The sequence below is a fragment of the Gottfriedia acidiceleris genome (genome assembly GCF_050457485.1).
Taxonomy (GTDB): domain Bacteria; phylum Bacillota; class Bacilli; order Bacillales; family Bacillaceae_G; genus Gottfriedia; species Gottfriedia acidiceleris_D.
The window spans coordinates 34,493-59,080 of sequence record NZ_JBCMJM010000001.1; the positions used below are offsets into that span (position 1 = coordinate 34,493).

General features: G+C 33.7%; 23 protein-coding genes. All 23 read left to right on the plus strand.

Annotated features, from left to right (window positions below; all coding sequences use genetic code 11):
- The first annotated feature begins 24 nt into the window (after nucleotides 1-24).
- Nucleotides 25-258 (plus strand): acyl carrier protein, encoded by a 234-nt coding sequence (gene acpP / locus ABEY15_RS00165; protein WP_025568936.1) that lies wholly within the window; start codon nucleotides 25-27, stop codon nucleotides 256-258.
- A gap of 95 nt (nucleotides 259-353) precedes the next feature.
- Entirely contained in the window at nucleotides 354-1,097 is a 744-nt protein-coding gene (gene rnc, locus ABEY15_RS00170; protein WP_429887678.1) for a ribonuclease III, read from the plus strand.
- Between the two features lie 242 nt (nucleotides 1,098-1,339).
- Nucleotides 1,340-4,912 carry a chromosome segregation protein SMC gene (gene smc, locus ABEY15_RS00175; protein WP_429887679.1) on the plus strand — a complete coding sequence of 1,191 codons (3,573 nt, stop codon included), beginning with the start codon at nucleotides 1,340-1,342 and terminating at the stop codon, nucleotides 4,910-4,912.
- 14 nt (nucleotides 4,913-4,926) lie between these two features.
- A complete protein-coding gene (gene ftsY / locus ABEY15_RS00180; protein ID WP_429887680.1) occupies nucleotides 4,927-5,919 on the plus strand; it encodes a signal recognition particle-docking protein FtsY in 993 nt (330 codons plus the stop codon).
- Nucleotides 5,920-6,261: 342 nt separating this feature from the next.
- The gene (locus tag ABEY15_RS00185; RefSeq protein WP_025569019.1) at nucleotides 6,262-6,594 is read left to right on the plus strand and encodes a putative DNA-binding protein; all 333 of its coding nucleotides are present in this window, start codon (nucleotides 6,262-6,264) and stop codon (nucleotides 6,592-6,594) included.
- Between the two features lie 16 nt (nucleotides 6,595-6,610).
- Complete coding sequence (gene ffh / locus ABEY15_RS00190; protein WP_387324484.1) at nucleotides 6,611-7,954, plus strand: signal recognition particle protein; 1,344 nt, start codon at nucleotides 6,611-6,613, stop codon at nucleotides 7,952-7,954.
- Between the two features lie 135 nt (nucleotides 7,955-8,089).
- Nucleotides 8,090-8,362: a 30S ribosomal protein S16 gene (rpsP, locus tag ABEY15_RS00195; protein WP_025569022.1), complete on the plus strand. Its 273-nt coding sequence runs from the start codon at nucleotides 8,090-8,092 to the stop codon at nucleotides 8,360-8,362.
- 14 nt (nucleotides 8,363-8,376) lie between these two features.
- Nucleotides 8,377-8,604: a KH domain-containing protein gene (locus tag ABEY15_RS00200; RefSeq protein WP_025569023.1), complete on the plus strand. Its 228-nt coding sequence runs from the start codon at nucleotides 8,377-8,379 to the stop codon at nucleotides 8,602-8,604.
- A gap of 276 nt (nucleotides 8,605-8,880) precedes the next feature.
- Nucleotides 8,881-9,396, plus strand: a complete 516-nt coding sequence (gene rimM, locus ABEY15_RS00205; protein WP_429887681.1) for a ribosome maturation factor RimM — start codon at nucleotides 8,881-8,883, stop codon at nucleotides 9,394-9,396.
- On the plus strand, nucleotides 9,396-10,142 hold the full coding sequence (gene trmD / locus ABEY15_RS00210) for a tRNA (guanosine(37)-N1)-methyltransferase TrmD (RefSeq protein ID WP_429888211.1): 747 nt from the start codon (nucleotides 9,396-9,398) through the stop codon (nucleotides 10,140-10,142). The genes rimM and trmD overlap by 1 nt, the downstream gene beginning before the upstream one ends.
- Before the next feature lie 131 nt (nucleotides 10,143-10,273).
- Nucleotides 10,274-10,618 (plus strand): 50S ribosomal protein L19, encoded by a 345-nt coding sequence (gene rplS / locus ABEY15_RS00215; protein ID WP_025569026.1) that lies wholly within the window; start codon nucleotides 10,274-10,276, stop codon nucleotides 10,616-10,618.
- Between the two features lie 154 nt (nucleotides 10,619-10,772).
- Entirely contained in the window at nucleotides 10,773-11,327 is a 555-nt protein-coding gene (gene lepB / locus ABEY15_RS00220) for a signal peptidase I (protein ID WP_025569027.1), read from the plus strand.
- Nucleotides 11,328-11,372: 45 nt separating this feature from the next.
- Entirely contained in the window at nucleotides 11,373-12,272 is a 900-nt protein-coding gene (ylqF, locus tag ABEY15_RS00225; protein WP_097975497.1) for a ribosome biogenesis GTPase YlqF, read from the plus strand.
- 50 nt (nucleotides 12,273-12,322) lie between these two features.
- Nucleotides 12,323-13,090, plus strand: coding sequence for a ribonuclease HII (locus ABEY15_RS00230; RefSeq protein ID WP_429888213.1), 768 nt, complete (start codon nucleotides 12,323-12,325; stop codon nucleotides 13,088-13,090).
- Nucleotides 13,091-13,464: 374 nt separating this feature from the next.
- The gene (gene sucC / locus ABEY15_RS00235; protein ID WP_098848364.1) at nucleotides 13,465-14,625 is read left to right on the plus strand and encodes an ADP-forming succinate--CoA ligase subunit beta; all 1,161 of its coding nucleotides are present in this window, start codon (nucleotides 13,465-13,467) and stop codon (nucleotides 14,623-14,625) included.
- A gap of 16 nt (nucleotides 14,626-14,641) precedes the next feature.
- Entirely contained in the window at nucleotides 14,642-15,556 is a 915-nt protein-coding gene (gene sucD / locus ABEY15_RS00240) for a succinate--CoA ligase subunit alpha (RefSeq protein ID WP_429887682.1), read from the plus strand.
- 57 nt (nucleotides 15,557-15,613) lie between these two features.
- Nucleotides 15,614-16,480: a DNA-processing protein DprA gene (gene dprA / locus ABEY15_RS00245; RefSeq protein WP_429887683.1), complete on the plus strand. Its 867-nt coding sequence runs from the start codon at nucleotides 15,614-15,616 to the stop codon at nucleotides 16,478-16,480.
- A 258-nt stretch (nucleotides 16,481-16,738) separates the two neighbouring features.
- On the plus strand, nucleotides 16,739-18,814 hold the full coding sequence (gene topA / locus ABEY15_RS00250; protein WP_429887684.1) for a type I DNA topoisomerase: 2,076 nt from the start codon (nucleotides 16,739-16,741) through the stop codon (nucleotides 18,812-18,814).
- Between the two features lie 204 nt (nucleotides 18,815-19,018).
- Entirely contained in the window at nucleotides 19,019-20,323 is a 1,305-nt protein-coding gene (gene trmFO / locus ABEY15_RS00255) for an FADH(2)-oxidizing methylenetetrahydrofolate--tRNA-(uracil(54)-C(5))-methyltransferase TrmFO (protein WP_429887686.1), read from the plus strand.
- Nucleotides 20,324-20,387: 64 nt separating this feature from the next.
- A complete protein-coding gene (xerC, locus tag ABEY15_RS00260) occupies nucleotides 20,388-21,287 on the plus strand; it encodes a tyrosine recombinase XerC (protein WP_069034515.1) in 900 nt (299 codons plus the stop codon).
- A 47-nt stretch (nucleotides 21,288-21,334) separates the two neighbouring features.
- Nucleotides 21,335-21,880 carry an ATP-dependent protease subunit HslV gene (gene hslV / locus ABEY15_RS00265; protein WP_056470870.1) on the plus strand — a complete coding sequence of 182 codons (546 nt, stop codon included), beginning with the start codon at nucleotides 21,335-21,337 and terminating at the stop codon, nucleotides 21,878-21,880.
- An 11-nt stretch (nucleotides 21,881-21,891) separates the two neighbouring features.
- On the plus strand, nucleotides 21,892-23,283 hold the full coding sequence (gene hslU, locus ABEY15_RS00270; protein WP_429887688.1) for an ATP-dependent protease ATPase subunit HslU: 1,392 nt from the start codon (nucleotides 21,892-21,894) through the stop codon (nucleotides 23,281-23,283).
- Between the two features lie 88 nt (nucleotides 23,284-23,371).
- On the plus strand, nucleotides 23,372-24,151 hold the full coding sequence (gene codY, locus ABEY15_RS00275) for a GTP-sensing pleiotropic transcriptional regulator CodY (protein WP_056470865.1): 780 nt from the start codon (nucleotides 23,372-23,374) through the stop codon (nucleotides 24,149-24,151).
- The last annotated feature ends 437 nt before the right edge of the window (nucleotides 24,152-24,588 follow it).

Consider the following 24,588-nt stretch of genomic DNA (forward strand, 5'->3'; position numbering starts at 1 on the left):
AACTTTGGGGGGAGGTGAATAATAATGCAAGATGTATTAGAGCGCGTATCAAAGATTATTGTTGACCGTTTAGGTGTAGAAGAATCTGAGATCCAAATTACAAGCCGTTTCAAAGAAGATTTAGACGCAGACTCATTAGACGTAGTTGAATTAGTAATGCAATTAGAAGATGAGTTTGAATTAGAAATTTCTGACGAAGATGCTGAAAAAATCGTCACAGTTGGTGATGTTGTGAACTACATAGAGAGCAACATGTAATGAGAAAAGTCCCGTATTTTATACGGGACTTCTCATCATTTTCTTGACTAGTAGGTTTAGCAGCATATCAAACTGCTTTTTAGTTGGAGGTAAATATGCCGCATTCAAGAAGAGTAAGAGAATATAAACTTTCTGATGTTGAAAAAGAAAACTTTGTTAAAATACAAAAACAAATAAATATTATGTTTAATAATGAGAGCTTGCTAATTCAAGCGTTTACACATTCATCCTATGTGAATGAGCATCGTAAAAAACCATATGAAGATAATGAGAGATTAGAATATTTAGGGGATGCTGTTTTAGAGCTTACCGTTTCACAATATTTATTTCAAAAATATATTACTATGAGTGAAGGCGAGTTAACAAAATTACGTGCCGCAATCGTTTGTGAACCATCACTTGTGAAATTTGCGAATGAATTAGATTTTGGACGATATATATTACTTGGTCGCGGAGAAGAAATGACAGGTGGTCGAACACGCCCAGCATTACTTGCAGATGTTTTTGAAGCATTCATTGGATCATTATATTTGGACCAAGGATTACAAACAGTTATTAACTTCTTATCTCTTCATATATTCCCAAAAATAAACGATGGTGCTTTTTCGCATGTGATGGATTTTAAAAGTCAATTACAAGAGTTTGTACAAAGAGACTCCACAGGTTCAATTGAGTATAAAATACTTCAAGAAAAAGGACCAGCTCATAACCGAGAATTTGTTTCAAAAGTATTATTAAATGGTGAAACATTAGGAATCGGTAGTGGTAGATCTAAAAAAGAAGCAGAACAACAAGCAGCTAAAGAAGCATTATTAAAATTAAAAGAGTCAAGTAAATAGATTAACTAAATAATCTAGTAGAAACTTGTCAACTAAACGATTAAACTTGATTTTTAGACTGATTGCAAGCGCTTGACTCTCAAGGGTTGAAGCCTGGTGAGGAGCTTAAGTGCCCATAGACGGTATAGAGCACCGTTAGACAGGTGAAGCAACGAAGAAAGCGAGCGTTTGGCGGGCAGTCTGCTCCCCCTTTTATGGGGGAGTTTTTGTGTATATAATTAAATCAAAAAGGGGGAATTCAGTTGTTCCTCAAACGACTAGATATAATTGGATTTAAATCATTCGCTCAGCGAGTTACGATAGATTTTGTAAAAGGTGTTACAGCAGTTGTAGGACCAAATGGAAGTGGTAAAAGTAATATTACAGATGCCATTAGATGGGTACTAGGTGAACAGTCAGTTAAATCATTACGAGGAGCGAAGATGGAGGATATCATTTTTGCTGGTAGTGATGGAAGAAAACCTTTAAATTATGCAGAAGTTACGTTGACTTTAGATAATGAGGATCAACAATTACCTCTTGAATATAGTGAGGTAAGTGTAACAAGACGTGTTTACCGTTCTGGAGATAGTGATTTTTATATTAATAAACAATCTTGTCGATTAAAAGATATTGTTGATTTATTTATGGATTCTGGACTTGGAAGAGAGGCATTCTCTATTATTTCTCAAGGGAAGGTTGAAGAAATATTAAGCAGTAAGCCAGAAGAACGAAGAGGGATTTTTGAAGAAGCAGCTGGAGTATTAAAGTATAAAAACCGAAAGAAAAAGGCTGAAGCAAAATTATTCGAAACGCAAGAAAACCTAAATCGAGTTGATGATATTTTATTTGAATTAAGTTCCCAAATTGAACCATTAAGAATGCAAGCTTCAATTGCAAAGGAATACATAGAACATAGAGATGAGCTAGAAAAGGTTGAGGCAGCTCTCTTAGTATACGAAATTGAATCTCTTCACCAGAAATGGGAAGAGCTTAAACTAGAAATTGCCCAAAACTCTGATTTAGAAATTGCGTTATCGACAGAGATTTCGACTGAAGAATCAAAACAACACGAATTACAAGAGAAATTAAATGCATTAGATGAATCAATCGATCAATTGCAGCAAGTTTTATTAAGCGTTACGAAGAACTTGGAAAAATATGAGGGCCAGAAAGAGTTAATGAAGGAGCGAAAAAGAAATACTTCAACTCAATCTGAGCAATTAAGAAAACAAGTTGATGAAGTTACTGAACAAATAAACGAGACGACTAAATTAATTGAAGCAGAAAAAGAACAAGAAAAACTTTCTCGTCAAAATGTAAACAAAACGAAAACAAATATTGTTGAGATCCAAAATGAGATAACATCCTATGAGGGTGATATTGAAGAACAAATCGAATTAATTAAATCTGACTATATTGAGCTTTTAAATAATCAAGCATCGATTAAAAATGAAAAAACGATGCTTGAAAAGCAAAGCCAACAATACTCAGTAAAATCGAGTCGATTAGATTTAGAAAATGAAAAATACATTCGTCAAAGAGAGCAATTACAGAATAGAAAAACTGAATTGCTTACTGAAAAAGAACATTTTGATTTGACATTTAAAGAGCTAAATGAAAAATTTGAAACCCTGAATAAGCAACATGATGAAACTTCAATCGTTTTAAAGGAAAAAGAAGAATTACTAAATAAAGCTTATCAGTTTATTCAACAAACAAAATCAAGAAAAGAAACACTTGAAGAACTTCAAGAAGATTTTGCTGGTTTTAATCAAGGTGTTAAAGAAATATTGAAAGCAAGGGGCACAAGACTAGAAGGTATTAAAGGTGCAATCGCTGAATTAATTACAACAAACAAACAATACGAAATTGCGATTGAAATTGCACTAGGTGCAGCTACACAACAGATTGTTGTTGAAAATGATGAGCATGCTAGAAGAGCAATTCAATTTTTAAAGCAACAACGATTAGGCCGAGCTACATTTTTACCAATGAATATTGTTAAAGCTCGTTTTGTACCAGTTAATGTTATAGAAGGATTAAAAAGAAATCCTTCCTTTATTGGAGTTGCATCATCACTTGTTAGTTATTCAAGCGAGTATGAGCAAGTGATCCAAAACTTACTTGGAACAGTTTTAATTGCACAAGATTTAAAAGGTGCAAATGAACTGGCTAAACTCGTTGGACATCGCTATCGCTTTGTCACGCTTGAGGGTGATGTAGTTAATCCTGGTGGAGCGATGACTGGTGGAGCCGTTCGAACAACGAATTCTTCACTTATAGGAAGACAGCGAGAGTTAGAAGAAATCACCGTAAAGCTAAAGGATATGCAAGAAAAGACGAACTCGCTTGAGAGTGAGGTTCAAATCCTTAAAGCGACAAATCTAGAAAGTTCTTCTAAAGCTCAAACATTAAATGATGAAATTCAAAAGGTTAAGCAACTAATTGTTTCAATTATGGAACAACTAAAAAGTATCGAATTTGAAGAAAAAAATATAAACGATGCTTTAGCAATCTATGATTTAGAAATGGGAAGTTCAGCAAGTGATTTATTAAAGGTTAAAGACCGTCTAGAGGAATTATCAACATTAGATGCTAATGTGAAAAATGAGATTATTTCAAAAGAACAGAAGATCAATGAATTAACTGAACGGAAACTAAATCAAAAGGAAATCAAAGATGAACTACAATCGAAGTTAACTAGTTTGAAAATTTCTCTAGCACAAGAAGAGCAAAAGTTAAGTTATAGTAACGAAAGAATTCGCCAGTTTGAAGAAAATTCGATAAAACAAAAGCAAATTCTTGAAGAAACGAAGGAAAAAATAATCTTCTTATCAAGTGAACTTATGACGAATGAAAATGGTAAGGAAGAGCTCGAGAAAATAATTTCGGATACTCGAATTGAATTTTCAAAAACAACAGAAATTATTTCGAAACGTCGAGAGCAACGAATTGCTTATCAAACAGAGCTAGAAGATTATGTTCAATCATTACGTGAAAAGCAACGTCAATATAAGTCACTTTCTGATTTACTAAAACAGCAAGAAGTAAATAGTAATCGACTTGATGTAGAGCTTGAAAATCGTCTTGAACAACTGAATGTAAAGTATATGACTACTTACGAAGCGGCAAAAATGAAATATACACTGGAAATGACAGTTGATGATGCAAGGAAACGAGTTAAACTATTAAAGCGTTCAATTGAGGACTTAGGAACTGTTAATATTGGTGCTATTGATGAGTATGAACGTGTATCAGAACGTCATGATTTTCTTCAAGAACAAAGAACTGATTTAAATGAAGCAAAAATCACACTTTACAATGTAATTAGTGAGATGGATGAAGAAATGACAAAGCGTTTCGAAACAAGTTTTAGTGCAATTCGTGAAAAATTCCAAGTCGTCTTTACTCAGTTGTTTGGTGGAGGAAGAGCTGATTTAGTTCTAACAGATGAGGAAAACTTATTGTTAACAGGTGTGGATATTGTTGCTCAGCCACCAGGTAAAAAGCTTCAAAATTTAGGCTTATTATCAGGAGGCGAACGAGCGCTTACGGCAATCGCTTTACTTTTTGCAATTTTACAAGTACGTCCAGTACCTTTCTGTGTACTTGATGAGGTTGAAGCTGCACTTGATGAAGCAAATGTAGCTCGATTTGCAAAATTCTTAAAATATTTTAGTGAACAAACTCAATTTATTGTTATTACACACCGTAAAGGTACGATGGAAGAATGTGATGTATTATACGGTGTTACAATGCAAGAATATGGAGTTTCTACGCTAGTATCAGTTCGTTTGGATGAAGGCGAAGCATTATTATCGAATGGTAATTAGAAAGGATTGAAATTATGAGCTTTTTTAAGAAATTAAAAGAAACAATCTCGAAGCAAACGGAGTCAGTGACTCAAAAATTTAAATCTGGATTAGAGAAATCTAGAAATAACCTGACGGAAGGGTTAAACGACTTATTTGCTAGATACCGTAAAGTAGATGAAGATTTTTTTGAAGAACTTGAAGAAATTCTAATTATGGCTGATGTTGGTGTAAATACAGTAATGGAACTAGTAGAGGACTTGAAATTTGAAGTTAAACGAAAAAATATTCAAGATCCAAAAGGTGTACAAGAAGTTATTTCTGAAAAATTAGTTGATTTGTATAAAGGTGATGATTTAACTGATGATTCATTTGAGTTAAATTTAAATCCTGATGGTTTAACAGTTGTTTTATTCGTTGGAGTTAACGGAGTAGGAAAAACAACTTCAATTGGTAAAATAGCTCATAAACTAAAAACTGAAGGCAAAAAAGTACTACTTGCTGCTGGTGATACATTTAGAGCCGGAGCTATTGAACAATTAGAAGTTTGGGGAGATCGTGTCGGTGTTGAAACAATTAAACAAGGTGAAGGATCAGACCCAGCTGCAGTAATGTATGATGCGGTTCAAGCTGCAAAAGCTCGTAAAGTCGATGTTTTACTTTGTGACACAGCAGGCCGTCTACAAAATAAAGTAAACTTAATGAAAGAACTTGAAAAAGTACGTAATGTCATTGCTAGAGAAGTACCTGGTGCACCACACGAAGTATTACTAGTAATTGATGCAACAACTGGCCAAAATGGTCTTGTTCAAGCGAAAACATTCTCCGAAGCAACAAATGTCTCTGGCATCGTCTTAACGAAACTAGATGGAACGGCTAAAGGTGGTATTGTTTTAGCAATCCGAAACGAACTAAAAGTACCAGTTAAATTCGTCGGCCTAGGAGAACAAATGGACGACCTGCAACCATTCCAAGCAGAACAATTTGTATATGGCCTATTTGGAGATTTAATGAATAAAGAAGCATAAATTTAAAAATTAAGAAATGACGTGGATATGTTTTAAATTGAAAGACATATCCACTTTTTTTAATTGTGTCCAATAGCGAGACTAGTAAGACTATGAAGGAATGAACGCAGGGAGGGCCCATAAAAATCAAGCACTCCACTGTGGAAATTAACTAACAAATTACGTGAGTTTCAACTTTGCTAAAGTTAAGACAAATAGGATAAAAGTTCAATTTAATTTTGTTGTTTTGATTTTTGTTAATCGTCAAGTAAAAAACTTGACAGATATTTGTGTATTAGGTAAACTAGCATATGTAAAGGCAATTCACTTAACAAAGGAGTGATAGTTTTGGCAGATCATACAATGTTAGATAAGACGATGAGAATCAATTATCTATATGATTTTTATCATTCTCTTTTAACTCCTAAACAACAAAGCTATATGTCATTATATTACTTGGATGACTATTCTTTAGGTGAGATTGCGGAAGAGTTTAACATTAGTAGACAGGCGGTTTATGATAATATAAAACGTACTGAAGCGATGTTAGAAGAATATGAAGAGAAATTATTACTTCTAAAAAAATTTCAACAACGAAATGAACTTTTAAATCATTTGAAAACTTATGCTAAAAAAGGTAAAGTTGTAGATGACGAGTTTCTTCGAGTGATCGATGCGTTAGAGAAATTAGAATAATAAGGAGGACGGTTTTATGGCATTTGAAGGATTAGCCGACCGACTTCAAAAGACATTACAAAAGGTTCGAGGCAAAGGTAAAGTATCTGAATCTGATGTCAAGGAAATGATGAGAGAAGTTCGTCTTGCTTTACTAGAGGCGGATGTTAACTTTAAAGTTGTTAAAGATTTTGTGAAACGTGTTTCTGAACGAGCTGTAGGACAAGAAGTATTGCAAAGCTTAACGCCTGGTCAACATGTTGTAAAGGTAGTTCAAGAAGAACTAACGGCATTAATGGGTGGAGAACAAAGTAAAATTGCTGTTTCTAATCGCCCACCGACTGTTATTATGATGGTTGGTTTACAAGGTGCTGGTAAAACGACAACGACAGGTAAATTAGCGAATTTACTTCGAAAAAAGTACAATCGTAAGCCGCTTTTAGTTGCAGCAGATATATACCGTCCTGCCGCGATTAAACAGCTTCAAACATTAGGTAAACAATTAGATTTGCCAGTATTTGCATTAGGAGATCAAGTAAGTCCGGTTGAAATCGCGAAACAAGCGATTCAACATGCTAAGGATGAACATCATGACTATGTTCTAATTGATACTGCAGGTCGTTTACATATTGACGAAGGTTTAATGGAAGAACTTGCACAAATTAAAGAACTTTCAAAACCTGAAGAAATCTTCCTAGTTGTTGATGCAATGACAGGACAAGATGCAGTCAATGTGGCACAAAGCTTTAATGATCAATTAGGTTTAACTGGAGTTGTTTTGACGAAGCTTGATGGCGATACTCGTGGTGGTGCAGCATTATCAATTCGTGCAGTTACAAATACTCCAATTAAATTTGTTGGACTTGGTGAAAAACTAGATGCAATTGAGCCGTTCCATCCAGAACGAATGGCATCACGTATTCTAGGTATGGGTGATGTGCTTACTTTAATTGAAAAAGCACAAGAAAACGTAGACCAAGAAAAAGCAAAAGAAATGGAACAAAAATTAAGAAATGCATCTTTTACTTTAGATGATTTCTTAGACCAACTTTCTCAAGTTAAAAAAATGGGACCACTTGGTGATATTTTAAAAATGATGCCAGGTGCAAACAAAATTAAAGGATTGAATGATCTGCAAATTGACGATAAACAAATCGCTCATGTAGAGGCAATTATTCAATCGATGACAAAGCAGGAGAAGCTTACACCAGATATTATTAACTCAAGTCGCAGAAAGCGAATAGCTAGAGGTTCTGGTCGCCCTGTACAAGAAATAAACCGTTTATTAAAACAGTTTGAAGAAATGAAAAAAATGATGAAAATGATGGGCGGTATGCAAAAAGGGAAGAAGAAAGGTTTTAAATTTCCGGGCTTATTCTAACCTATTTGTATAATTTTCCAGCATTTAAACATCATTTAATAAAAAATTATGCTGTTAAGAAATTTTACTTTACAAACAGTATTGGTTTTTGATAATATATAAATCGTTGTAAATATTTTCGGAGGTGCTTTAAAAATGGCAGTTAAAATTCGTTTAAAACGTATGGGAGCTAAAAAATCTCCTTTTTACCGTGTAGTAGTAGCAGACGCTCGTTCTCCTCGTGATGGACGTTTCATCGAGGAAATTGGAACTTACAATCCAGTTGCTCAACCAGCTGAAATCAAAATTAACGAAGAAGCAGCATTAAAATGGTTAGGAACAGGTGCTAAACCATCTGATACAGTTCGTAACTTATTCTCTAAAGCTGGTATCTTAGAGAAATTCCACAACGCTCGCAACGGCAAGTAATTATGGAAAAAAAGATGAATACACTCATAAATGCAATTGTTTCAAGTCTTGTAGATCATCCAGAGGATATTTCACTTCAAGTTAAAGAAGATGAGAACAATCTATTCTTTCATTTACAGGTAAACCCTGAAGATGCTGGTAGAGTGATTGGCAAACATGGTAAAATTGCTAAAGCGATTCGTACGGTTGTATATGCAGCAAGTAATGAACACGCAAAACGTATTCACTTAGATATTCAGTAATGTAAAACGGTCCTTGGCTATAGCTAAGGACCGTTTTCAACATTACAGAGATTTACGGGAAAGCCCGATATAATGTGGTGAGGTATTACCTATTTATGAATAGATGTAAGTCGTTTGGGCAAGAGATAGCTTTTGATGCCTTAATGACTTTAAGATATGCTATACTTGGTATTTAGGTAAGCTGTTTTAACCGACTAAGGTCTTAGGTAGACATATATACAATCTAAATGGTCAAACTAATAATGAACATAGAAATTTTAATATAGAGGTAAAAGAATGAAAAAATATTTAAATGTCGGAAAAGTTGTAAATACACATGGAGTTCGAGGAGAGGTTCGTGTTATTTCAAGAACTGATTTTCCAGAAAAACGTTACGTAAAAGGTAATACATTATATTTCTTTAAAGAAAACGAATCGACACCAACTGAATTAATCGTAACAAGTCACCGTGTACATAAAAATTTTGATTTACTTACTTTTGAAGGGTATGAGTCTTTAAACTCTGTAGAACCACTTAAAAATGGGATTTTAAAGATTACTGAAGATCAATTACACGAGCTAGATAAAGATGAGTATTATTACCATGAAATTATTGGCTGTGTTGTTGAGACAATTGATGGAGAAGAAATCGGAAAAATAAAAGAAATATTATCTCCAGGTGCAAACGATGTTTGGGTTATTCAAAGAAAAGGTCAAAAAGATGCGCTTATTCCTTATATCGAGCAAATTGTGAAAGAAATAGATGTAGTGAATAAACTAGTTAAAATCGAATTAATGGAAGGCCTATTATGATGAAATTAGACTTTTTAACCCTTTTCCCAGAAATGTTTGAAGGAGTTTTAAATTCATCTATTTTAAAAAAAGCACAAGAAAAAGAGGCTGTTAAGTTTCGCTGTGTAAATTTTAGAGATTACTCTACGAATAAACATTCAAATGTTGATGACTATCCATATGGTGGTGGCGCTGGTATGGTACTAGCTCCACAGCCGATTTTTGATGCTGTTGATGAATTAGTATCAAAAAGTGAAAATAAGCCGAGAGTAGTCCTTCTATGCCCTCAAGGAGAGCGATTTAATCAACGAAAAGCTGAAGAGCTTGCAAAAGAGGAACACTTAATCTTTATTTGTGGACATTATGAAGGCTATGATGAACGAATTCGTGAACATGTAGTGACGGATGAAATCTCAATTGGAGATTATGTATTAACAGGTGGAGAACTTGGTGCTATGGTCATTGCTGATAGCGTTGTTCGTTTATTACCTGGGGTACTTGGTAATACTACTTCAAAAATTGAAGATTCATTTAGTACAGGATTATTAGAGCATCCTCATTACACGAGACCTGCCGAATTTAGAGGCCATAAAGTACCAGATGTTTTATTATCAGGAAATCATGCGAAAATTGAAGAATGGCGAACAAAACAATCTTTTAAACGTACGATAACGCGCCGTCCAGATTTACTCGAAAACTACTCTCTATCTAAAAAAGAAGCTATGTGGATGGATCAAGTAAAAGAAGAATTAAAACAAGAAAACTAGTTGCGTGTGCTAATAGAATATGTTAATATAACTTGTGGCTTGAGTAAATACTTAAGCCTTTATTCTCGGTGTTCCGCTGCGAGTCACTAAAATCTTGTAAGAGCATCGGTTGGAAAAGGAGAGCATAAATTATGCAAAATTTAATCAACGAAATTACAAAAGAACAACTAAGAACTGACTTACCAGCATTCCGTCCTGGTGATACTGTACGAGTTCACGTTAAAGTTGTTGAGGGTACTCGTGAGCGTATCCAATTATTCGAAGGTGTAGTTATTAAACGTCGTGGTGGCGGAATTAGCGAAACTTTCACAGTTCGTAAAATTTCTTACGGAGTTGGTGTTGAACGTACGTTCCCAATTCACACTCCAAAAATTGCTAAATTAGACGTTGTTCGTCGCGGTAAAGTACGTCGTGCTAAACTTTACTACTTACGTGCACTTACTGGTAAAAAAGCAAGAATTAAAGAACTTCGATAGTCTTTTGAAAGGAGCTTGTATTAAACAAGCTCCTTTTTTTCCAATATTTGTAGATTATGGATATAATAAAAAGTAAAATAGAATACATAAATTAAGTTATTAACTTAACTGGTTAAAACTGCAAAACGTATGGTTATAAAATGGAGGGATTAGGTTGAAAGAAAGCAATAGTGGTGGAATTTGGGAATTAGTTAAAACAATTTTTATTGCGCTTGTACTTGCACTTGGTATTCGAACATTCCTTTTTACACCGGTTTTAGTTGACGGTATCTCGATGATGCCAACACTACAGGATCAAAGTAGAATGATTGTAAATAAAATCGTATACAAACTACATGAACCTAGACGTTTTGATATTGTAGTCTTCCATGCTACAAAGGAAAAAGATTATATTAAACGAGTTATTGGCTTACCTGGTGACACAGTAGAATATAAAAATGATGTACTATATGTTAACGGTAAACCGTATAAAGAACCATATTTGAACGAATATAAAAAAGAAACGACAGATGGTCCTCTAACTGAAGACTTTAAGTTAGAAGAGATTACTGGTAGAAAAACTGTACCTAAAGGACAAGTATTTGTTTTAGGTGATAATCGTCGATTAAGTAAAGATAGTCGTATTATCGGAACAGTTAGTCAAAAAGAAATTTTAGGCCGAGCAAGTTTTGTTTTTTGGCCGTTATCTGAGGTTGAAATGGCGAAATAAAAGCCAAATTAATCTTGATTATTCAATGTATAAGAAGGTGGCAACATGACGATTCAATGGTTTCCTGGCCATATGGCAAAAGCTAGAAGACAAGTTACTGAAAAACTATCATTAATTGATGTTGTAATTGAATTAGCGGATGCAAGGGTACCTGCTGCTTCTAGAAATCCAATGATCGATGAAATAATTTCAAATAAACCAAGATTGCTTTTATTAAATAAAGCAGATTTAGCAGATCCAAGAATTACTCAGCAATGGTTAGCGCATTATGAAAAACAAGGCGTAATGGCAATTGCTATTGATGCAGCATCTGGACAAGGGTTAAAAGCGATTATTTCTTCCTGTGAAATACTTGTAAAAGAGAAATTTGATAAAATGAGATCAAAAGGGATTAAACCTCGCGCAATTCGAGCGTTAATTGTAGGAATCCCGAATGTTGGAAAATCGACTTTAATCAATAAGCTCGCACGAAAAAATATTGCTAAAACTGGTGACCGTCCAGGCGTAACTCAAGCACAGCAGTGGATAAAAGTAGGGAAAGAAATTGAACTGCTTGATACACCGGGTATATTGTGGCCTAAATTTGAAGATCAACTTGTAGGACTTCGTTTAGCAACTACAGGAGCAATAAAAGATAGTATCATTAACCTACAAGAAGTAATGATTTATGCGATTAAATATTTAAGAGAGTTTTATCCAAATGTATTAAAAGAAAGATATGACATGAATGAAGAAGTTTTATTTTCTGAAGAAGTCGTTGATATTTTTGATCATATTGGAAAGAAACGTGGATTACTTATGTCAGGCGGAATTATAGATTATGATAAAACATCTGATTTATTTTTACGTGAGCTAAGAGCTGGAAAATTAGGAAGATTAACCTTCGAAAATCCATCAATGCTTGAAGTAACTGATGAAATATTAGAAGAAAGTGCGCAAGAATAAGCGTACTTTCTTCTTTTTTAATGAAATTTTATGGTTAAAAGGAGTTCTAAATTATGTCTCTGAAAATAGATGAAATAAAAAATATACTAAGTGAATTAACTGACCCAACGAATGAACTCTTAAAAGAATTTGAAAGTGATCAACGAATTGGTGTGCAAAAGCTAGTAGCTAAATGGTATAAAGAACAAGAAAAAAGAAATTTAGCTAGGGAGAAATTCCTTAAAATGATGGAATATGAACAGAATCTTTATAGCCAAAATATAAAGTTAATTGCAGGAGTAGATGAAGTTGGTAGAGGTCCATTAGCTGGTCCTGTTGTAGCAGCGGCAGTAATTTTAGCGGAAAATACTGAGCTAATTGGATTAGATGATTCCAAAAAATTATCTAAAGAAAAACGACAGTATTTCGTAAAGCGGATTAAGGAAGAAGCAATTTCTTATGGGGTTGGTATGGCCAGTTCCACTGAAATAGATGAAATCAATATTTATGAAGCGACTAAATTAGCGATGAGACGTGCGATCGAACAACTTACTCATTCGCCTGAACATTTATTAATTGATGCAATGAAACTTCCGCTGGATATTTCTCAAACCTCAATCATTAAGGGCGATGCAACGTGCATCAGTATAGCAGCTGCATCTGTACTTGCAAAAGAAACAAGAGATTCTTTAATGTGCGAACTTAGTTTAAAGCATCCAAACTATGGATTTGAAAAGCATATGGGATATGGAACTAAGGAACATTTAAAAGCGATTGATGAGCATGGAATTATTAATGAACATAGAAGATCCTTTGCACCAATCAAAGAAAAAGTTTGATTGTAAAAATAATTGGTAGTTAGACTACATCAATTTACTGAAGTGGTCTAAAATATAAAAGATTAACGACGTTTAAAAGTACAAAACATTTTAAGTTTGTATAAAGTAGATAAATGATTCGAAATGATGTAAACCTAAAATCAAAAATAATACTAACTGTCGTTAATCTATTTTTTAAAGGATTAGGATAAATTATTGGAAAAATAATATTGTAATATGATAAACTACATTAACTATTGTATTATGAAAGGGTTTTCTATATAAAAACATAGAATATTTAATTCTTTTCTACTAAAGTATTTACAGTATATTCTGTAAGAGATACAATAGGGATGTGTTTTAATTTGTCTTGTTCTAAAAGGGGAGGATGGATCATGAATATCCATGAGTATCAAGGGAAAGAAATCCTACGAAGCTATGGCGTAAAAGTACCAAATGGTAAAGTTGCATTCACAGTTGAAGAAGCAGTAGAAGCAGCTAAAGAATTAGGTACAGCTGTATGCGTAGTAAAAGCTCAAATTCACGCTGGTGGCCGCGGTAAAGCGGGTGGCGTAAAAGTAGCGAAAAATTTAGATGAAGTAAATACATATGCTAGTGAAATTCTAGGTAAAGTATTAGTTACTCATCAAACTGGACCAGAAGGTAAGGAAGTAAAGCGCTTACTTATCGAAGAAGGCTGCGATATTAAAAAAGAATATTATGTTGGTTTAGTTTTAGACCGCGCTACTTCACAAGTTGTATTAATGGCTTCTGAAGAAGGTGGAACTGAAATTGAAGAAGTAGCTGAAAAAACACCTGAAAAAATCTTTAAAGAGTATATTGATCCAGCAGTAGGTCTACAAGGCTTCCAAGCTCGTCGTATTGCGTTCAATATCAACATTCCAAGCAACTTAGTAAACAAAGCTGTTAAGTTCATGATGGGCTTATATACTGCGTTTATCGAAAAAGATTGCTCTATCGCTGAAATTAACCCATTAGTAGTTACAGGTGATGGAGAAGTAATGGCATTAGATGCAAAGTTAAACTTTGACTCAAATGCTTTATATCGTCATGCAGACATTTTAGCTTACCGTGATTTAGAAGAAGAAGATCCAAAAGAAATCGAAGCTTCTAAGTATGACTTAAACTATATTTCTTTATACGGAAATATCGGATGTATGGTTAATGGTGCTGGTCTAGCAATGGCTACAATGGATATCATTAAACACTACGGTGGAGACCCGGCTAACTTCCTAGATGTAGGGGGCGGTGCTACAGCTGAGAAAGTTACAGAAGCGTTTAAAATCATCCTTTCTGACCAAAATGTTAAAGGGATTTTCGTTAATATCTTCGGTGGCATCATGAAGTGTGATGTTATTGCTGAAGGTGTAATCGAAGCAACTAAACAAGTTGGTTTACACTTACCATTAGTAGTTCGTTTAGAAGGAACGAATGTTGAATTAGGTAAGAAGATTCTTAATGAGTCAGGCTTAAACATTGTTGCAGCAGATTCAATGGCTGATGGCGCTGAAAAAATCGTTGCACTTGTAGGCTAAGAAAGGGAGGATAAAAATGAGCGTATTCATTAATAAAGATACAAAAGTCATTGTACAAGGTATTACTGGTTCACAAGGCTTATTCCATACAACTCAAATGTTAGAGTATGGTACTAAAATCGTTGGTGGTGTAACTCCTGGTAAAGGTGGAACTGACATTGCTGGCGTACCTGTATTCAATACAGTTAAAGATGCAGTTGAAGCTACTGGTGCTAATGCATCTGTAATTTACGTACCACCAGCATTTGCTGCTGATGCAATCATGGAAGCAGTTGATGCAGAATTAGATATCGCGATTTGTATTACAGAAGGTATTCCAGTACTTGATATGGTAAACGTTAAAAAGTACATGGAAGGTAAAAAGACTAGATTAGTTGGTCCTAACTGCCCTGGTGTAATCACTCCAGATGAGTGTAAAATTGGTATCATGCCTGGTTACATTCATAAAAAAGGTCATGTAGGTATCGTATCACGTTCTGGTACATTAACTTATGAGGCTGTACATCAATTAACTCAAGCTGGTATTGGTCAATCTACAGCTGTAGGTATTGGTGGAGACCCTGTAAATGGAACAAACTTCATCGATGTATTAAAAGCATTCAATGAAGATCCAGAAACTTATGCAGTTATTATGATTGGTGAAATCGGTGGAACTGCAGAAGAAGAAGCTGCTGAGTGGGTACAAGCTAATATGGCGAAACCAGTAGTAGGATTCATTGGCGGTCAAACAGCTCCAGAAGGTAAACGTATGGGACATGCTGGTGCAATCATCGCAGGCGGTAAAGGTACTGCTAAAGAGAAAATGGCTACAATGGAAAGCTGTGGCATTAAAGTTGCACTTACTCCAGCAGTAATGGGCGAAACTTTAATTGGTGTATTAAAAGAGCGTGGCTTATATGAACAATGTAAGACACATGAAGCTTTAGTATAAGAATGAAAATAAGTAGCCTCCGCTAGGAGGCTACTTTCTTATAAGAAAGGAGAATGTATGAAAAAGAAAATTAGACTTATTCATTTGCATCATTTTTTATTTGAAAATTATCAAGCAATCAAGAAGATTCTACTCTATGATCCACATTTAGAAAACCTCTATCAATATTCACCTTCTACATTTAAAACTACATTTCAAATGACTTCGAAAGCCGCTGAAAAATTATATGATCAACTTCATTCAACTTCCATTTTTGATATTTTAAAAGAAAGCTATAAAAAAAATATTAATATTATCACAATTTATGATGATGTATATCCGGATTTGTTAAGGGAAATATGTGACCCACCTTTTGTTTTGTATTTAAAAGGTAATCAAAATATCCTTAATAAACAATTTATGTTGAGTATAATTGGAGCAAGAAAACCAACTTCATTTGCGAAAATTATTTGTGATTCATTAATATTAGGACTGATAAGAGAAAATTGTGTTATTGTAAGTGGAATGGCATCAGGATGCGATTCAATTGCACATAATTCAGCTATTTTCCACAACGGAACAACGATTGCAATTGTCGGATGTGGGTTAGACTATATTTATCCGAAAGAAAACCGTAACTTATTTAATGAAATATCTTTAAATCATTTAGTTATAAGCGAATATCCATATTATATTAGACCAGAAAAAAGATATTTTCCTAGAAGAAATAGAATTATAGCTGGGTTATCAAAAGGATTAATCGTTTTAGAGGCTAAAGAGAAGAGCGGGACGATGATTACTGCAAATTTTGCAATTCAATATAATAGAGAGGTATTTGCAGTGCCAGGTCCGATTATAATGGAAGAATATAAAGGAAATCATCGATTAATTCAGGATGGAGCGAAATTAATAACATGTACAAATGATATTTTAGAGGAATTTTAGGAATATACTAAAAAATAAAAAAATATGTTTATATTACAAAATATTGACAATACTAATGCGACTTGTGTTATTTTATATCTAAATAAAATTTGACTAATGTATAGAATAAACTATACAATTTGAAATTGTATGAAGGAAAATCAAAAATATAAATTGAACTCTTCTTATTATGAATCTATTTGAGAATACATAAGAGTAAAAGAAAGAAATAAGGAATACAGAGAGTAATGAATAAGAAACTCTCGGGAGGCTTAAAAGATGGCAGAAAATTTAGTTATAGTGGAGTCCCCTTCAAAGGCTAAAACAATAGAAAAGTACTTAGGTAAAAAATTCAAGGTAATCGCATCAATGGGACATGTTCGAGATCTACCTAAAAGCCAGATGGGGATTGAAATAGAAAACGATTACAACCCAAAATACATAACAATCCGTGGAAAAGGTCCAGTTTTAAAGGATCTAAGATCTGCTGCGAAAAAAGCAAAAAAAATCTATCTAGCAGCCGATCCAGATCGCGAAGGTGAAGCAATAGCATGGCATATTGCGAATACACTCAATATCGATACATCATCGGATTGTCGTGTAGTGTTCAATGAAATTACAAAAGATGCTATTAAAGAGTCTTTTAAAAAACCTAGACCAATTAATATGAATTTAGTAGACGCACAGCAAGCAAGACGTGTACTAGATCGTTTAGTAGGGTATAACATAAGCCCATTACTATGGAAGAAAGTGAAAAAGGGCTTAAGTGCTGGTAGAGTTCAATCTGTCGCTCTTAGACTAATTATCGAACGAGAAAAAGAGATTGAAATCTTCCAACCTGAAGAATATTGGACAATTAAAAGTAAAGGTTTAACAAAGAAAGAAACATTTGATACTTCTTTTTACGGAGTTAATGGTAAAAAATTGGAATTGAATTCTGAAACTGATGTAAAAAATGTTTTATCACAAATTAAAGGTGATCACTTTGAAGTTCAAAGTGTTACAAGAAAAGAACGTAAACGTAATCCAGCAACTGCTTTTACTACTTCCTTGCTACAGCAGGAAGCAGCTAGAAAATTAAATATGCGTGCAAAGAAAACGATGATGATTGCACAGCAATTATATGAAGGTATTTCCCTAGGTAGTGGAGGACAGGTCGGATTAATCACATATATGAGAACTGATTCAACGAGAATATCCGATGTTGCGGCTGAGGAAGCAAAATCTTATATAATTGATACTTATGGTGCAGATTTTATTGCTACAAATAAAAAAAGTGAAAAAAAATCAGATAAAGTACAAGATGCACACGAAGCAATTAGACCAACGTCAACTTTACGTTCGCCTGATACAATCAAAGCACATGTTAGTCGTGATCAATATCGTCTTTATAAATTAATATGGGAACGATTTGTTGCTAGTCAGATGGCATCAGCAGTACTAGATACGGTTAAAGTTGACTTAATTAATAATGATGTAATATTTAGAGCTAATGGGTCAGTAGTTAAATTCCCTGGTTTTATGAAGGTGTATATAGAGAGTAATGATGATGGCACAGAAGAAAAAGACCGTATCCTTCCACCGTTAGCTGAAGGTGAAAAAGTTAAATTAGAAGATATATTACCTGAACAACATTTTACTCAACCACCTCCACGTTACACGGAAGCTAGATTAGTAAAAACGCTTGAAGAGTTAGGGATAGGTCGACCATCAACATATGTACCAACTTTAGAAACGATTCAGAAACGTGGATATGTTTCATTAGATAATAAACGATTTGTACCTACTGAACTAGGTCAAATAGTATTTGATTTAGTCGTTGAGTTTTTCCCAGAAGTAATTAATATTGAGTTTACGGTTCAAATGGAAGGTGACCTTGATAAAATTGAAGATGGTAATGTGAACTGGATTCAAATCATCGATCAATTTTATAGAGGTTTTGAGAAACACTTAGAAATAGCTGAGAAAGAAATGCAAAAAGTTGAAATTAGAGATGAACCTGCTGGTGAAGACTGTGAAGTATGTGGAAACCCGATGGTATTTAAAATGGGAAGATACGGTAAGTTCATGGCATGCTCAAACTTCCCAGATTGCAGAAATACAAAAGCGATTGTAAAAGATATTGGTGTTAAATGTCCTACATGTAAAGATGGGAATATAATTGAACGTAAATCGAAAAAGAATCGAATATTCTATGGATGCACGAATTATCCTGAATGTGAATTCCTATCATGGGATAAGCCAATTGCAAGACCATGTCCGAAATGTGAAAACTTATTAGTTGAAAAGAAAATGAAAAAAGGTATTCAAGTTCAATGTGTATCTTGTGACTACAAAGAGGATCAACAAGTGTGAGCTATTAATTTACTCACCTTTAGACTGCCAGCAAAAATCAGTCTGAAATTCATAATTCCTGAGACTTTGTCCAAATAAAAGTGTGAGCAATTAATTTGCTCACTTTTACTTTTCATATCAACTTTTTATTAAGAAATCTTTAAGAAAAAAATTATAAAATATTAATACGTAATTTTGATTGAATCAGCGTAGAAGGAGTTAACAATGAAAGAACAATTTATTAATGTAATTGGAGCAGGTTTAGCAGGAAGCGAGGCTGCGTATCAAATCGCAAAAAGAGGAATTAAAGTACATTTATACGAGATGAGACCAGTTAGACAAACACCTGCTCATCATACTGATAAGTTTGCTGAATTAGTTTGTAGTAATTCACTAAGAGCGAATACATTAACGAACGCTGTAGGTGTATTAAAAGAGGAAATGAGAAGATTAGATTCAGTTATTATTCGATCTGCTGATGAGTGTGCTGTACCAGCAGGTGGTGCGTTAGCTGTAGACCGACATGAGTTTGCTAGCCGTGTAACTGAGTATGTTAAAAATCATCCAAATGTAACTGTGCATAACGAAGAAATGACTAAAATTCCTGAAGGACCAACAGTTATCGCAACAGGACCTTTAACATCACCTGAATTATCACAGCAATTAAAAGAATTAACGGGTGAAGATTATTTCTATTTTTATGATGCAGCTGCTCCAATAGTAGAAAAAGAAAGTATTGATTTAAATAAAGTATATTTAAAATCAAGATATGATAAAGGTGAAGCAGCTTACTTAAACTGCCCAATGACAGAAGAAGAATTCGATCGTTTTTATGAAGCATTAACTACAGCAGAAACAGTTCCTTTAAAAGAATTTGAAAAAGAGATTTTCTTTGAAGGCTGTATGCCAGTAGAAGTAATGGCTAAACGCGGAAAGCAAACATTATTATTTGGACCAATGAAACCAGTAGGCTTAGAGGATCCAAAGACTGGTAAGACGCCGTATGCAGTTGTACAACTACGTCAGGATGACAGTGCTGGAACTTTATATAATATAGTAGGATTCCAAACGCATTTAAAATGGGGGCCACAAAAAGAAGTTTTACAATTAATACCTGGCCTAGAGAATGCTGAAATTGTACGATATGGTGTAATGCATCGAAATACGTTTATAAATTCACCGAATCTATTAGAGGCAACATATCGTTTTAAAGGTCGTGAAGATTTATTCTTTGCAGGTCAAATGACTGGAGTGGAAGGTTATGTAGAATCTGCAGCATCTGGTTTAGTAGCGGGAATAAATGCAGCTAGATTCGTAATGGAGAAAGAGTTAGTCGTATTCCCAGCAGAAACTGCAATTGGAAGTATGGCTAATTATATAACGACAACAAGTGCAAAACACTTCCAACCTATGAATGCTAATTTCGGTCTGTTCCCTAGACTTGATGTCAAAATTAAAAGAAAACAAGAACGATATGAAGCATATGCAAACCGTGCATTAGAATCAATTATGAATTTTGTAGAATGTTAAGAAAATAAATTGCAAATAGCTACTTTATATGTTAGTATGTAGTGGCTTGTGAGGAGAAATTACCTTGAATATTAAAATATTGTGTCAATTATTCATTCAGTATTTACAATTAGAGAAAAACTCTTCACAATACACATTAAATAGTTATAAAAAAATTGTTGAACAATTTCTAGTTTTTATGGAGCAACAATCCATTATTTCATTTTCTTCAGTTACTTATTCTGATGTTCGTCTCTATTTAACAACTTTGCATGACAAACAGCTATCAAGACGTACAGTCTCAAAGCATATTTCTTGTTTAAGAAGTTTCTATCGTTTTCTTATGAGAGAAAATGAAGCAAAAGAGAATCCTTTTGTATTAGCGTCACTTCCTAAAAAAGAAACTATGATACCAAGATTTTTGTACAAGGAAGAACTTGAAAAACTATTTAAGATTAGCGATCTAGATACGGAACTTGGACAAAGAAATCAAGCTCTTTTAGAATTGCTATATGCTACCGGAATCCGAGTAAGCGAATGCTGTAATTTGAAATTAAAAGACATAGATTTTCAAATTGGGACTATTTTAGTAACGGGCAAAGGGAATAAACAGCGGTATATTCCCTTTGGCAGTTATGCAGAAAAAGCTCTTCATACATATATAGAAGATGGCCGAAATAGACTGATAGTAGCTAACAAGCAAATGAATGACGATCTTTTTTTGAATCACCGTGGTACAAAACTAACGGCAAGAGGTGTCCGTGGTATATTAGAAAAAATGATCAAAGATACTTCGTTGACTAATAAAATCTATCCACATATGTTAAGGCATACCTTTGCTACGCATATGCTTGATAACGGTGCTGATATTCGTAGTGTTCAAGAATTACTTGGACATGAGAATTTATCATCTACTCAAATCTATACACATGTAACGAAGGAAAGATTACAAAAAGTATACAATTTACATCATCCTAGAGCATAAACACGCTCAATTTTAGAAATTAATCAACGTTTCTAAGGAGGATTCACATGTCCAATTTTCATGCTACAACGATTTTCGCAATCAGACACGATGGTAAAAGTGCCATGGCTGGTGATGGCCAAGTAACTTTTGGAAATGCAGTAGTAATGAAGCATACTGCAAGAAAAGTTAGAAAGCTTTTTAATGGAAAAGTTTTAGCTGGTTTTGCAGGATCTGTTGCGGATGCATTTACTTTATTCGAACTTTTTGAGGGCAAGTTAGTTGAATATAATGGTAATATTCAACGAGCTGCTGTTGAATTAGCAAAAAAATGGAGAACAGATCGAGTATTACATAAACTTGAAGCTTTGCTAATCGTAATGGATCATAATTCATTATTATTAATTTCTGGTACTGGTGAAGTAATTGAGCCTGACGATGGAATTCTTGCAATCGGTTCTGGAGGGAATTACGCTCTAGCAGCAGGCCGTGCATTAAAGGAAAACGCAGGTGAGAATCTTTCAGCAAAACAAATTGCATATGCTAGTTTAAAAACTGCAAGTGATATTTGTGTGTATACGAACGGAAATATAATTTTAGAAGAATTAGAATAGGAGAGTGTATTATGAGTACTTCTTTCACGCCTCGTCAAATTGTTGAAAAACTTGATCAATATATTGTTGGACAGCAACAAGCGAAAAAAGCAGTAGCAATTGCACTCAGAAATCGATATCGTAGAAGTTTACTTGAAGAGTCATTCCGTGATGAAATTTCACCAAAAAATATTTTAATGATTGGACCAACAGGTGTTGGTAAAACTGAAATTGCTAGAAGGATGGCAAAACTAGTTGGAGCGCCATTCATTAAAGTTGAAGCTACTAAATTTACAGAAGTTGGTTACGTTGGTAGAGACGTCGAATCAATGGTTCGCGATTTAGTCCAAACTTCTATTCGAATTGTAAAAGAAGAGCGTATGAATAAGGTGAAAGATCAAGCTGAAAAAAATGCGAATCAAAGATTAGTAAAACTTCTAGCACCAAGTATGAAAAAACAAGCTTCATTCAAAAACCCACTTGAGATGCTTTTTAATCAAGATTCACAAAACTCGAATGCTGAGCAAGAAGAGAATGATACAGAATTAACATCTAAAAGAAGAAATATAGAATTTCAACTATTATCTGGAAAACTAGAAGATGAACTTGTATCTATTGAAGTAGAGCAACAACAAGCTCCGATGCTAGATTTTATGCAAGGAACTGGAATGGAACAAATGGGAATGAACTTCCAAGAGTCATTAGGTAGTCTATTTCCAAAGAAAACTAAAAAAAGAAAGCTTCCAGTTAAAGAAGCTCGTAAGATTTTAACGAATGAAGAAGCTCAGAAATTAATCGATATGGATGAAGTAACACAAGAAGCAGTTTATAGAGCTGAACAACTAGGGATTATTTTCATTGATGAAATTGATAAGATTGCAAGTAAGCAAAACTCTACTCAAGATGTTTCGAGAGAGGGCGTTCAAAGAGATATCTTACCAATCGTTGAGGGAAGTACGGTTGTGACAAAATATGGACCGGTTAAAACGGATCATATTCTATTTATTGCAGCTGGTGCATTCCATATTTCCAAACCATCAGATTTAATACCTGAATTACAAGGTCGCTTCCCAATTCGTGTAGAATTAGGGAAATTATCTGTTGAAGATTTTGTTGGTATTTTAGTTGAGCCTGATTTTTCAATTATTAAACAATATAAAGCTTTATTGTCTACAGAAGGTATACAAATCGAATTTTCTGACGATGCTATACGTAGAATAGCAGAAATAGCATTTGAAGTTAATCAGACAACAGACAACATAGGCGCAAGAAGATTGCATACTATTATGGAAAAACTTCTTGAAGACCTATCGTTTGAAGCTTCTGAAATTCAAATGGGAACAATTATGATTACACCACAATATGTAAATGAAAAGCTCGCAAATATTGCAAAAGATAAAGATATAAGTCAATTCATTTTATGATTTAACTAAAGAACATTTTTGAATTCAGCCATGAGATTGCTAAGAAGTTCAAAGGAAACGTACAATTAAATAGGAGGCATTTAGAAAGATGCAATTATTAGAAAAAACAAGAAAGATTAATAAGTTATTACAACAATCTGCAGGGAAGCCAGTAAACTTTAAAGAAATGGCAGATACATTAGAAGAGGTTATTGAATCAAATGTATTTATTTTAAGTCGTAAAGGGAAATTATTAGGTTACGGTCTTCACCAAAAAATCGAAAATGAGCGTATGCAAAAAATGTTCAGCGATCGCCAATTCCCTGAAGAATATACACAAAACCTATTTAATATTAATGAAACATCATCTAATATAGACATCAACAGTGAGCACACTGCATTCCCAGTTGAAAATAAAGATTTATTTTCTGGCGGTTTAACAACTATTGTTCCAATTATTGGTGGTGGTGAGCGCTTAGGTACTCTTGTTCTAGCTCGAATTAATCATGATTTTGAAAATGATGATTTAATCTTAGCTGAATATGGCGCTACAGTAGTAGGTATGGAAATTCTACGTGAAAAAGCAGAAGAAATTGAAGAAGAAGCTAGAAGTAAAGCAGTTGTACAAATGGCTATTTCATCTCTTTCTTATAGCGAATTAGAAGCAATCGAACATATTTTTGAAGAATTAAATGGCTATGAAGGTTTATTAGTAGCAAGTAAAATTGCTGACCGTGTTGGAATTACAAGATCTGTTATCGTAAATGCACTACGTAAATTAGAAAGTGCTGGTGTTATCGAGTCAAGATCACTAGGAATGAAAGGTACTTATATTAAAGTACTAAATGACAAATTCTTATTAGAGTTAGAGAAATTAAAATCTAACTAATTAATAAGGTCACTTCTTAAAGAAGGCAAAAGATATTATTAAGTTTAAACCTTTTCTCAATTATTAATTGGGAAAAGGTTTTTTTGTCTATATTAAATTAAAAGTGATTAGAATTTTACAAATTTTTATATTAAAATAAAAAGATTTGTTAAATGGAGACTATTTTCCTTTTTTTGTATAAATGAAATATATAGACGAATTGGAAATTATGGTATGATTAAAAAATATTTACTTGATTATAGTGATAAAATATAAAAATTATTTTTGAGAGGGAATTAGATATTATAATTGTAATGGTGTTTTTTACTTTTATACTGTTGGCTGCTTTCAAATATATTATTGTTTTTTAGTATATGTCAGTTATTTCCACTCCAGATACATACTTTCCTAAAGACAAATAAAAAATATTGTATTCTTTAAATTTGTTCTTTATTAAG